The sequence below is a fragment of the Streptomyces sp. NPDC006602 genome, assembly GCF_042870385.1.
GTDB lineage: Bacteria > Actinomycetota > Actinomycetes > Streptomycetales > Streptomycetaceae > Streptomyces.
The window spans coordinates 26,791-38,853 of record NZ_JBIAHG010000051.1; the positions used below are offsets into that span (position 1 = coordinate 26,791).

At 68.7% G+C, this 12,063-nt stretch carries 10 protein-coding genes and 1 pseudogene; 6 read left to right on the plus strand and 5 right to left on the minus strand.

What is annotated here, in order from left to right; genetic code table 11:
• The first annotated feature begins 73 nt into the window (after positions 1-73).
• From ACFYO2_RS46025 to ACFYO2_RS46045, 5 genes are all read left to right on the plus strand, one after another.
• The gene (locus ACFYO2_RS46025; RefSeq protein WP_388362499.1) at positions 74-892 is read left to right on the plus strand and encodes an SDR family oxidoreductase; all 819 of its coding nucleotides are present in this window, start codon (positions 74-76) and stop codon (positions 890-892) included.
• Between the two features lie 303 nt (positions 893-1,195).
• Positions 1,196-2,242, plus strand: a complete 1,047-nt coding sequence (locus tag ACFYO2_RS46030; protein ID WP_388362502.1) for a hypothetical protein — start codon at positions 1,196-1,198, stop codon at positions 2,240-2,242.
• Positions 2,243-2,319: 77 nt separating this feature from the next.
• Positions 2,320-2,916: a TetR/AcrR family transcriptional regulator gene (locus tag ACFYO2_RS46035; protein WP_388362505.1), complete on the plus strand. Its 597-nt coding sequence runs from the start codon at positions 2,320-2,322 to the stop codon at positions 2,914-2,916.
• A 163-nt stretch (positions 2,917-3,079) separates the two neighbouring features.
• Entirely contained in the window at positions 3,080-5,281 is a 2,202-nt protein-coding gene (locus ACFYO2_RS46040; protein ID WP_388362507.1) for an MMPL family transporter, read from the plus strand.
• Between the two features lie 239 nt (positions 5,282-5,520).
• A complete protein-coding gene (locus tag ACFYO2_RS46045; protein ID WP_388362510.1) occupies positions 5,521-5,985 on the plus strand; it encodes a DUF4277 domain-containing protein in 465 nt (154 codons plus the stop codon).
• Here ACFYO2_RS46045 and ACFYO2_RS46050 read toward each other — a convergent pair.
• The 5 genes and pseudogenes from ACFYO2_RS46050 to ACFYO2_RS46070 all read right to left on the minus strand — a co-directional run.
• Entirely contained in the window at positions 5,885-6,433 is a 549-nt protein-coding gene (locus ACFYO2_RS46050) for a TetR/AcrR family transcriptional regulator (protein ID WP_388362512.1), read from the minus strand. The two genes, ACFYO2_RS46045 and ACFYO2_RS46050, sit on opposite strands and share 101 nt — an antisense overlap.
• Positions 6,434-6,856: 423 nt before the next feature.
• Positions 6,857-7,945 (minus strand): hypothetical protein, encoded by a 1,089-nt coding sequence (locus ACFYO2_RS46055; protein WP_388362515.1) that lies wholly within the window; start codon positions 7,943-7,945, stop codon positions 6,857-6,859.
• A gap of 1,492 nt (positions 7,946-9,437) precedes the next feature.
• Positions 9,438-9,773: a helix-turn-helix domain-containing protein gene (locus tag ACFYO2_RS46060; protein WP_388362518.1), complete on the minus strand. Its 336-nt coding sequence runs from the start codon at positions 9,771-9,773 to the stop codon at positions 9,438-9,440.
• Positions 9,773-10,801 carry a tyrosine-type recombinase/integrase gene (locus ACFYO2_RS46065; protein WP_388362520.1) on the minus strand — a complete coding sequence of 343 codons (1,029 nt, stop codon included), beginning with the start codon at positions 10,799-10,801 and terminating at the stop codon, positions 9,773-9,775. Before ACFYO2_RS46065 ends, ACFYO2_RS46060 begins: the two co-directional genes overlap by 1 nt.
• Before the next feature lie 260 nt (positions 10,802-11,061).
• Positions 11,062-11,439 (minus strand): annotated as a pseudogene (locus ACFYO2_RS46070) (Ku protein); the annotation flags it as partial.
• Positions 11,440-11,577: 138 nt separating this feature from the next.
• Here ACFYO2_RS46070 and ACFYO2_RS46075 point away from each other — a divergent pair.
• Positions 11,578-11,874: a hypothetical protein gene (locus ACFYO2_RS46075; protein WP_388362522.1), complete on the plus strand. Its 297-nt coding sequence runs from the start codon at positions 11,578-11,580 to the stop codon at positions 11,872-11,874.
• Positions 11,875-12,063 lie beyond the last annotated feature (189 nt).

A 12,063-nucleotide genomic window follows, 5' to 3' on the forward strand; every position in this document is an offset into this window, starting at 1 on the left:
ACCGATGCGGCCCGCCAGTGACCGTGGAGCTGCGGGTCGCTACCGCCGCCCATACCAGCAGGAGGTTTACATCATGAGCAAAGTTTGGTTCATCACCGGCGCGTCGAAAGGCTTTGGCCGCGAGTTCGCCCTCGGCGCCCTCGAGCGTGGCGATAAGGTCGCAGCGACCGCCCGCAACACGGACACTCTGAGTGACCTGGTCGAGCAGTACGGCGACGCTGTCCTCCCGGTCGAGCTCGACGTCACCAACCGCGACCAGGTGTTCGCTGCGGTGAAGTCCGCGCACGAGACGTTCGGGCGGATCGACGTCGTCATCAACAACGCGGGCTACGGGCTCTTCGGAACGGTCGAGGAGATCACCGAGCAGCAGCTGCGCGACCAGATCGAGACGAACCTGTTCGGTGTTTTCCATGTCACGCAGGCGGTCCTCCCTATCCTCCGCGAGCAGCGCGCGGGCCACATCATCCAGATCTCGACCATGGGCGGCATCGTCGCGTTCCCGACTCTCGGTGCCTACCATGCGTCGAAGTGGGCGCTGGAAGGGATGACGGACGCACTCGCTCAGGAAGTCGCCGGCTTCGGCATCAAGGTCACCCTGGTCGAACCCGGCGGCTTCGCCACCGACTGGTCCGGTGCATCCGCCATCGTCGCCGACGCGCATCCCGCGTACGCGGCTCTGCACGAGAACATGGCCGCGCGGCGGGCGCAGGTCGTCCTCCCGGAGCCGGTCGGCTTCAAGTCCGCGATCCTCACGATCGTCGACGCCGAGGAGCCGCCGCTGCGCGTGTTCTTCGGGGAGGGGCCGACTCAGATGGCACCGCAGGTCTACCAGCAGCGCCTGGAGACCTGGGCCGAGTGGGCGCACGTGTCCAAGGCCGCGGAAGGCAAGTAGAAAACGCCCGGCCCGCGGGCCATGACACGCCCACACCACGGCGTGCACCCGCACCGCCGGCACCTGAGAGAGCCCGGGTGGCACACCCGCCCAGGCTCCCTCACCCCCGCAGGCAGCAGGTCCTTCTCCAGCGAAATTCGACGTCACCCGCTTCCGCAAGCGCCATGCCGCCCCCGTTGCGGATGCCTCTCGGCCGGCAGCCCGGGCAACTCGCCCCGCACAACCAACAGCAGCACAATCAGGAGTGGGCCGGCCGGGCCCACCCCTCCCACGCCATCGAGGCCCACTGAAGGGAGCCCCGTCATGCCCACCACCAAGCGTCGCGCACTGATCATCATCTCGTCCGGCCGCCAACTGCCGCTGGCCAAGCCGGCCGAGGTCAAGTCGATCTCGACCGGATTCTTCCTGGTCGAGATGGCTCAGATGCTCAAGGAGTTCGAGAACGACTACGAGTTCACCTTCGCCACCCCCGACGGCAACGCCCCGCAACTCGACATCAACGGCATGGCCCTGTCCATGCACTACATCGAGAAGATCGGCGCCAAGACCATCCCCCTGCGCAGGCAGCAGCGCCGCCGCTCGTTCACCGTCAACAGCTTCCGGCAGCGCCACCCCGAGCTGGTCGCCCGCCGCGAGCAGGAAGTCCGCTTGCTGGAGCGGCACCTCGGCCGGATCCCGGTCTCCGAACTACTGCCCAACAGCGAACCGGAGCTCGCCGAGTACCGCCCCGAACTGATCCGCCGCCTCGACAAGCTGCCCGAGGGCACCTTCCACTCGCTGCAGGAACTCGTCCAGCGCCACCGCGACCCGGCCGATGCGTTCACCCTCGCCGACTTCGACTTCATCCACACCCCCGGCGGTCACGCCCCCATGGTCGACTTCCGCGACAACCCGTGGCTCGGCGAAACCCTCCACACAGCCCGGGAGAACGGCGTCACCATCTCGTTGATCTGCCACGCGCCCATCGGGGTGACCTCCACCCGGCAGCGCATCGACGCGCAGGGCGCCGCCTACCCGGTGAAGGACAACCCGTTCCTCGCCGCCCCCATCGCGACCGTCCCCAAGATGGGCGAGCTGTTCGCGCTGAGTTTTCTCTACCCGCACGTCCCCGGCAAGAAGACCCGACTGCCCTACTTCGTCGACGTGGCCATCAAGGAAGCCGGCTTCACCGTCGCCTCCTCCCTCAACATGTCCGCCCCGCAAACGGCCTACGAGCCGTCCGTGCGGCTGCTCACCGGCAACGGCCCCCAGGCCATCGACAAGCAGACCGCCGAACTCCGCAGCATCCTCACCCACAGCCCCGCTGCCCGCCCGACCAGCAGCAGCAGCAGCAAGCAGGCAAGCGCGTAACCACGACCGTCCACTCTGCCGACCGCACAGTGGACGACACGGTCGAGCAGACGGGACAGGTGAGGAAAGTGAGTGGGATGACTGAGACCGCAACGGCGCGGCGTAGTTGGATCACGCCCGAGCGTGAGGCCGAGCTGTACATGGCCGTGCTCGACCTGCTCCGCGAGGTCGGCTACGGCGCCCTGACCGTGGACGCCGTCGCCGCCCGCACCCGGTCCAGCAAGGCCACGCTCTACCGCCAGTGGGGCGGCAAGGCCGAGCTGGTCGCCAAGGCCGTACGGCACGACAAGCCCGGGGCCGGCCTCGCCGAGATCGACACCGGGTCGCTCAGGGGAGATCTGCACGCCCTCACCCTGTGTTCGGACGACGCCAAGATGGAGCAGAACTCCGCGCTGATGCGGGATTTGGCCATGGCGATCCACAGCAACCCGGATCTCCTGAAGGCGTTCCGTGAACATCTCATCGAGCCGGAGATGGCGGAGTTCCGCCGCCTGGTGCAGCGGGCGATCGACCGGGGCGAGGTCGCCGCGGACAACCCGGCGATCGAGTTCATGATCCACATGATGATCGGCTGGTTCGCCGCCCGCACGATGATCGACGAGAAGCCGCCGACGCAGGCCTTCCTCCTCTCGTACATCGACGCCCTGGTCCTCCCAGCCCTCGGCGTCCAGTAAATCCCCGTACCCGCCCATCCCCGTAGTCCTCCACGCACCTGACGTCACCGCTCACGCCGTCGGGCCGATCACTCCTGCCACCCACCGGGCTGATCACCCCTGCCCAGGGCCTGCGCCGGAGCACAGACCCTCCACCCCACGACCTGACCGGGAGTACGCCCACGTGGCCACTTTCCTGTACAAACTCGGCCGACTCGCCTTCCGGCGACGGCATTTCGTCGCCCTGATATGGGTGGCCCTGCTGACGCTCGCGGGCGTCGCCGCGGCCAGCGCGCCCGTTGCCGGATCCTCTTCGTTCTCGATCCCCGGCACCGAGGCGCAGAAAGCTTTCGACCTGCTGGATCAGCGTTTCCCCGGCGCCAGCGCCGACGGAGCGACCGGCCGCATCGTCTTCAAGGCGCCCGAGGGCCAGAAGATGACGGATGCCGCCAACAAGGCGACGGTCGCGAAGACCGTGGCCGCGCTCGGCGACGGCTCCGAGGTCGTCTCCGTCACCGACCCCTACAAGACCAACGCCGTCAGCAAGGACGGCACGGTCGCCTACACCTCCGTGACCTACGACGCCCCCTCCAGGGAGCTCAAGGACTCCACCCGGGACGTGCTGGAGGCGGCCGGGGACGAGGCACGGGACGCGGGGCTGACCGTCGAGGTCGGCGGTGACGCGCTGCAGGCCGAGTCCGAACCGCCGGCGGCCGGTGAGGTCGTCGGCCTCGCCATCGCCGCCGTCGTCCTGGTCATGACCCTGGGCTCCCTGATCGCGGCCGGGCTCCCGCTGCTGACCGCGATCATCGGCGTCGGCATCGGCGTCTCCACCATCACCGCCCTCGCCAAGACGCTCGACCTCGGCGACACGACGTCCACCCTCGCCTCGATGATCGGGCTCGCGGTCGGCATCGACTACGCCCTGTTCATCGTCTCCCGCTACCGGGGCGAGCTCGCCGAAGGCCGCGACCGCGAGGAAGCGGCCGGCCGGGCCACCGGCACCGCCGGCTCGGCCGTGGTCTTCGCGGGCCTCACGGTCGTCATCGCGCTGGCCGGACTGTCGGTGATCGGCGTGCCGATGCTGACCAAGATGGGCCTCGCGGCCGCCGGCACGGTCGTCATCGCCGTCCTCATCGCGCTGACCATGATCCCGGCACTGCTCGGATACGCGGGGCGGAAGGTCCGGCCGGAGGGGGAGAAGCGCAAGAAGTCCGTGGAGAAGAAGGCGGACAAGCCGAGCCTCGGCACCCGCTGGGCGAGCTTCGTCATCCGCCGTCCCGTCGCCGTCCTCCTCTTCGGCGTCGTCGGCCTGGGCGTCGCCGCCCTTCCGGTGAGCTCCATGGAGCTGGGCCTGCCCGACGACGGCTCGCAGCCGACGTCCACCACCCAGCGGCGCGCCTACGACCTCCTCTCGGAGGGCTTCGGCCCCGGCTTCAACGGTCCGCTGATGATCGTCGGCGACGCCCAGGGCAGCGCCGACCCGAAGGCCGCGGCCGCCGAGCTGACTGACAAGATCAAGGGCCTGGACGATGTCGTGACGGTGACGCCCGCGACGTTCAACAAGGCCGGGGACACCTTCACCGTCACCGTGATCCCGGACTCCAAGCCGTCCTCCACACAGACCGAGGACCTGGTGCACGCCATCCGGGACGACGTCGCCTCCGAGGCGGACGCGAAGGTCCTGGTCACCGGCACCACCGCGATGAACATCGACTTCTCGCAGAAGCTCACCGACGCCCTGGTCCCGTATCTTGCGCTGGTGGTCGGCCTGGCCTTCCTGCTGCTGATCGCGGTCTTCCGTTCGATCCTGGTCCCGCTGAAGGCGGCCCTCGGCTTCCTGCTCTCGGTGCTCGCCGCGATCGGCGCCGTCGTCGCGGTCTTCCAGTGGGGCTGGCTCGGCGGCCTGCTCGGCGTCGAGGAGAGCGGCCCGATCATGTCGATGATGCCGATCTTCATGGTGGGTATCGTCTTCGGTCTCGCGATGGACTACGAGGTCTTCCTCGTGACCCGCATCAGGGAGGCGTACATCCACGGCGAGTCCCCGAACCAGGCCATCGTCACCGGGTTCAAGCACAGCGCCCGGGTCGTGTCCGCCGCCGCGGTCATCATGATGGCCGTCTTCGGAGGCTTCATCTCCTCCGGCGAAACCGTGATCAAGATGTTCGGCGTCGGGCTCTCGGTCGCCGTCTTCTTCGACGCGTTCGTCGTCCGCCTGGCGATCGTCCCGGCAGTGCTCGCGCTGCTCGGCAAGAAGGCCTGGTGGCTCCCGAAGTGGCTCGACCGCGCCCTGCCGAACGTCGACGTCGAGGGCGAGGGCCTGCGCGCGCACGACCGCCCGAAGGACGGCGACGTCGACGAGGACCGGGAGCTCGTACGGCTCTGATCCCTCCCCCGATACGAGAAGGGCGCCCCGCTGTCCTTGGGCGCCCTTCTCGCGCGCCCGGTCGGGCCGGTGCCCGGAATTCGTTCGTGACGCGTGTACGGACAGCTAGCTCCGTACTTCGCGGGTGGCTGAATCGGCTGGTTCGGGGCCTGTGAGAGTGTCTGTTGGAGTCGTGGCCGCGTTGGTGGGGTGTGACGAAGTCTTCCCGGTCCCCGCGGCCACGGACGGTGCGTCCGCAAATGGAATGCGTGGTCAGCGCCGTGGTGGAGAAGAGTCTGGGCGCTCTGCCTGTCGCTGCCGAGTTTCTGCGCCGGCTGGATGTGGCCGGGACCGTCGACCGGCTGTGCCCGGGCCGGGACGTCGCCTACCTGACGCACGGCCAGGTCATCGAGACGCTGGTGGCCATCCGGTTGACCGCGCCGTCCCCGCTGTGGCGGGTGGACGACTGGGCGCATGAGTGGGCGGTGGAGGAGGTCTTCGGTATCGAGCCGGAGCTGCTCAACGACGACCGGCTGGGTCGTGCCCTGGACGCCATCGCCCCGCGTCTGACGGAGCTCACTGACAGCATCGGGGCCCGATCGTCGGCGCGGTCGGCAGACGCCGCTACCGCTGGGCGCGCAACCCCGCGCACGCCAGGTCGATCATGCGCTTGCGCGCCTCCGGGTCGGGGCCCTGCTGCTCCCGGGCCAGACAGCCGACCATGAGCGCCTTGACGTCGGCAGGCACGACGTCCGGCCGCACGGCGCCGGCCTTCTGCGCGCCGACGAGCAGCTCCTCTTCCACGGCCAGCAGATTGTGCTCCGGGGCCAAGGCCACCGAGTGGACGTCGAAGCCTGTCCCGCTCATCGCCTGCGACAGACCGAGATTGACCGCGCTGTGCTCGACCATCAGGGCGAAGAACTCGAAGAACGCTGCGCCCGGATCACGGGTCGCGGCCAGTTGCCGGGCCCGGTCGACGATTTCGGCCACCAGATGCAGCACGATCGCCTCGTACAGCGAGTCCTTCGTCGGGAAATGGCGACTGACCGTCCCTGTGCCCACACCGGCCCGCCGGGCGATCTCGGCCACCGGCACCGACAGCCCCTCGGCGGCGAACGTCTTCAACGCCACCTCCAGGACACGCTTGCGGTTGCGCTCGGCATCAGCACGCATCAAAGACCCTCAGACTTCCGACCAAGCGGGACGACTGTCCCGATTGTAGTGGACCGGCCTTCCGGGATCACCACAGAAACGGGATTGCAGTCTCGTATAGCGAATCGGGCAGGCATCACGGTCGCGGGAGGCGTGTCATCCGCGCGTTGGGGACACTCCTCGTTCCCGGCCGAGGAGATCATGGAGGCGGCGGGGATGTCGCCGGTTCGAGCAAAGCCGAGAACTGGGGGGATCGCGAGCGGCGCGGCCACGCCCGCTTCCTGGCCGAGCAGCCGCCGTACTCCATTGTCAGCCGTGCGGTCGAGGTCGCGGCCCCGACCACCGGGCCAAGCTCAGCCCGCCTATGTTCGACACGGCCAACCCGGCATCCAGGTCTATGAGCAGGCTCGCTGCTCGCTGCCTGCATACCGACAGGGACGCCCCCTATTCACTCACGCCGTGGCCTCCGTTCTTCGAGAGTGTCGCCGCAAGCATCCGATGCTGGTCTCCGCTCTTCGAGCGGCGGCTGAGTTCGGCGGCGTACTGGGCGCTGGGGGCGCCCGCGGCGGCGGCCCAGCCAGTGGCCGCTCCGATGGAGATGCCAAGGACCTCGCTGAGGACGGCGGGGGGCATCTGTGCTGCGAGGTCGATCAGCGCGCTGTTGCGTCCGCGCCGGGAGGGCAGGCCGTAGGACGCGAGGCGCGTGCGCAGTTGGCGGGGGCTGCGGTGGCGGCCCGGGTGGGCGCCGGGCAGGAGCCAGGAGTGGTCGGTGCTCCGGCCGAGCGCGAGGGCACCGTCGCGGTCTTCAGCGAGGTGGATCAAGAGCTGGTCCAGCGGTGGGGGGACGGTTATGGGATGGGGGCCGAGGGCGAGACGGACGCCTTCGTCGGTGGTGAGGACCTGGCCGGTGGTGAGACTGGCAATCTTGGTGAGGGGCTGGCCGTAGAGGAGGACCAAGAGGCCGGCGACGCGGTCGACAGCGGTGATGGAGTCGTCGTGCAGGAAGCGGTGGACCAGGCGCCAGCGGTCGGCGTCGTCGGGCAGCGTCCGGTATGGCCTGCCGCTGGGCATCGGCGGGAAAGTGATCGGGCGCCGAATGTGGTTGTGGCGGGCGGCCCACCGGACGAAGTTGCGGGCCTTGAAACGCATCACGGTGCCCTCTGCGAGCCAGGTGTCGATGTCGTGCTGGCTGCAGGTGGTGAGCGCGGTGCCTTGCTCGCGCAGCCAGTGGAGGAACTGGGCGGACTGGGCGAGGCAGTAGCGGACGTCGGCCGCGGTGTAGGCCGACAGAGGGCGGCCGGGGTGGTGCTTGTGTCGTAGTCGGCGTAGGTAGTGCCAGGTGACGAAGGCGTGCAGGAGCCGGCGCTCGCCAGGATCGGTGGTGTTCTTGAGGAACTGGGAGACCCAGCGTTCCAGCGCGGCGAGTTGCTCGTCGCGTTCGGGCAGCACGTGGGTCGCGACGAGGATCATGCGGAGCTGGCGGGTGCGGTCGGCCGGGGCGAGCTGGTCGAGCATGTCGTGGGTGACCGGCACACCGGCGTCGCGGATCTGATTGAGCAGCGCCGCCCGCCCGGGTCTGTTCAGCCACTCCAGTACCGAGGACGGCTTGCCGCTGGCCAGCGCCGGAAGACGGGTTCCAGACCGGGGGCCACGATGCCGTGGTCGTCACCGAGGACTTCACGCAGGCGGTCGGGTGCGGCGCAGGCTTCGCACAGGCCGTTGCGAGCGGGGATCGCGATCGTGCCGCACTCCGGGCACGGCTGCCTGCGGGTGGGTCGTTGCGGTAGCAGGGCTCGCACACTGGATCGCCGCTGGTTCGACGTGTGCTGACGCGTGTCTCGTGCCCGCACCGGGCGCAGGTCTTGACGATGACGTGGCACGAGCGGCACAAGGGATCGCCCTCGGCGGTCCGGGTGACGACGCGTCGGCGCCGGCCGCAGCCGCTGCACTCCTCAGGCCGGTGGGAACACTCCGGGCACCGGGGCGAGGCGGTGTCCGCGCGGTAGCACGGGGTCATCCGTCGGCAGACGGAGCACAGGGCGACGGGGGCCCGTACGCACGCGAAGCACACGCCCGCATGGTCGCCGGTCTGGCGGACCTCGCCCGGATGACCGCATCGGGCGCACGGTTCGTGGTTGGACCGGTCTCGGCCGTAGCACGACCGGCACAGGCGCTGCCCGTTATGGCTGCGCCCGTATGCGCGGCGTTCCTCGCCGCACGCGGAGCATCGTTCGACGCGCATGCGCTGCGGGCACCAGGAGCAGGAGCGCAGTCCGCCGTGGGTCGTCGTCAGCCGCACCATGCGTCCGCACCAAGGACACGGCGGCACCACGGCGTTGCGGGCCCCGCGCTCGTTGAGGAGTTCGAGGAGAGTGACGAGGTGAGCCGAGCCCTGGGCGCCGCCGCCGGTGAGGAGCGAGGAGATGGCCGCAAGCTCGCAGGCGAGCTTGCGGACGGCGAACGGTTTGGGCGCTGCCTGCCGCAGGATCTCCTTCAGCCCTCGCTTCGTCCAGGCCCGTGTCCAGCCGGACCAGGTGAGCGAGGACCGCAGCCGGGTACTGGTCGGGATCATCCCGCCGGGCGCACTGGGCGCACTGGCTGCGCCCGTGTCGGTCCCGGCGGGCCACCGACCGGACCACCCCGCAGACGCTGCACACCTCCTGGCGCGCGAATCGCCGGTGTCCGCAGGTCCCGCAGATCCGTACCGCCCCTTCAAGGTAGGGCAGCGGCCTCTGTCGGCCACAGCTTCCGCAAACGGCCGGAACCACGCGCGTGGCCCCGGCCCGCCGCAGCGCGGCGATCAGCTCCCCGACGATGCGCGGGCCCTGCGGTCGGCCAGAAGTCAGCAGGCCGGGGTCCTCCTGCAGGCCGCGGGCAAGACGGCGTCGCCGCATCCGGTCCGGTGCCACCTGCGCCACCGCCATCGCCACAACATCCGCCCCCAGCTCCGGCTCCGCGCTCAGCACCGCCCGGCGGATCACACCGTCCGGATCGGCGGCATAACCCGGCAACTCCTCGGCCGTGCTCACCCGTCGGAATCCTTTACGATGCGGGCCCGCCGGGGCCTGAACGACCCGACGCCCAATCCACCGCCGTCGCCGGCAGCGCGCCGACGCGTCGGGGAGGCGGCGGCCACAGGCTCGATGAGCTCCTCCATCCGACAGTCGAGAATGTCCATCAGCGCCACCAGCGTCTTCAGGCTGAGCCGCTCCGGCTTCTCGACCACCAGGCGGTAGACCTGGCTCGGCGACAGGTCAATGCCCCGCTCGGCCAACAAGGGCCGCAGGTCAGTGGTGGAGAACATGCCCCGGCTTGCCATGATCGTGCGCAGGTGCCACTGGTAGTCGAGCTTGCCAGTCATCACATCTCCTGGTCTGCGGCATACGCACGGTCAAGAGCCTTGCGCATCATCGTGTCCATGAAGTCTCCGCTGACTCCCGTGTAGATGGCCGTGGTTGACGCAAACCGGTGCCCGACCTGCTGCTGCACGAACAGCGGATCCGCACCGTCCTCGATCTGGTGCGTAACATGCGAATGCCGCAGGCAGTGCGGGGTCAGGGCCTTCTCCAGCCCCAGCTCGTCCCGGTACTGGGCGAAACGGTCCTCGATCTCTCGCGGCATGAGCCGGCCGCCCCGCTCGGTCAGCCACAACGCCGGACCGGTGCTGACCTGATACCGCGGACGGATGTTGACCACGTAGTCCTCCACCGCCTCCACCGCCCAGGGCATGACGCTCAGCACCGTCCGACGGCGAGGAGAAGATCCCCGGCTCGCCTTGCCGTAGCGGACCTGGAGCTTGCCGAACCGGCCCAGTTCCGGTGCCTTCGGGCTCCGGTAGAAGTCGCAAGTGTCAAGCCGCGACGCCTCGTTGCAACGCAGCCCCCACCCGTATATGACCTTGAACACGGTCGCGTCCCGGTATGCCGCCAGCGCACCCTTGCGGCCCAGCCGCACCGCCCGGTCGACCTGCTCATCGGCATGGTCCAGGAGGCACTGGATCTCATCGCGCGTCATCGGCCGACGTTCCGGGCGCCCTTCGTATTCAGCCAGATGGGCAACGGTGTTCCACTCATGACACACCTGCACGGGGTGGCTACCGAAACGGGCCTCGCACTCCCTGGGCCACTCGTAGTACGGCGAGGTGATGTAGTCGCAGAACATTCGCAACGCCCCCTGGTAGTCGCGGATGGTCTGCTTCGCCCGATCCTTCTCCGCAACCAGGTAGGTCATCCACTCGTCAACATGCCCCGCGGTCCACGTCCAGGGGTACTCGTTCACGGCTTCCATGAACCTGCGCACGACGCGCTGCCGCCCCTGGATCGTGTCCTTCCTCAACCGGCGCCCGCCACGCTGTTGCCGCGCCCACCCCTCCAACATGGCCTCGAACACGGCGTCCTCGGGATGCAGCAGGGCGACACCATCGAGTAGGACCACGCGCGCACGCCCGTCCCGCTGTTCCGCATCCGTCACCGGCCCCTCCCCGGACAGTGCCGTTCATCCATCGCGCGAATCATGCATCACATGCATGACAGTTGGCAAAGGTGCTGCTCAAGGAGGCAGTTCGCCGCTAACCTGCACGCGCCGAAGCGCACCAGGTGATCGGCTGACACCAGAATCTCAACTTGCATCTACTGCAATTCCCCGACGTTCAGCTTGTACGGCTTCGCGGCGACCTGCCCGTCTGGGGCGAGGTAGTAGCCGTCGCCGATCTGGATCGGGTCGATGGAGTCGAGGGGCACGAACGCTTCAATCTCGATGGCCTTCGCCGTCGGCAACGGCAGCTCCCGCAACTCCGCATCCGAGATCGGCACGACCTGATCCTCGGCGTACTCGTAGCCCTTGCCGATCTCCGACTGGGCGACCTCCGGGTCCTCCACCTCGCACACTTTCTTCACCCGCACCCGGCCCATGTCTTCCAGGTGGTACTGGTGGAACTGGATGTTGTGGTTTTCGGTGGCGGACTGGACGTGGATCGGCACGGTGACCAGGCCGAAGCTGATGGCGCCGCTCCAGATGGTTCGGGGCATGGCTGACCTCCGCGTGAGCCCCGAGCAGGATTCAGCCTATGAGCCGACACAGAAAACGGCATATCGGGCAAACATCCTGAATGGGGCAGATGTGGCTGGGCACTCCGACCCGTGAACCCTCACACGAACGGAGCCGCCATGATCATCAAGAGAATGCACGACATGGGCATCCGCAGCGAACACGCCTACACCGCCGCCATGATCTCCATCGGGCTGTCCGTCTTCACCTGGGCCACCAGTCTCAAACTCGAACCGGGCTCCCACGCAGACGTCGCCCGCGCCGACCGCTGGGGCATCTACGTCGGCGAATGGGCACCCACCTTCTTCGGCCTCGGCGTCGCCCTCTCCCACTACGAACAGACTGAAGGCACCCTCACCACCAGCGTCCGCGACCTCTGGGTGGAAAAGCAGCAGCAGGAACGCCCGACCGGCTGACAAGCGCGAGCGCCCACCCCCACACCTCCCTGGGATGGGCGCTCGGACGATGGCCGTGACACGAAGGTGGCAGCACCGTCCGCATGGCAGAATGCGCATCCCCCACACCGCGCGTCCGCTTCGCACCCCTGGGGGAACCGTGAAAATCATCTGGCTGCTGCTCGCCCTGCCTCTCACCGCGCTCACCAT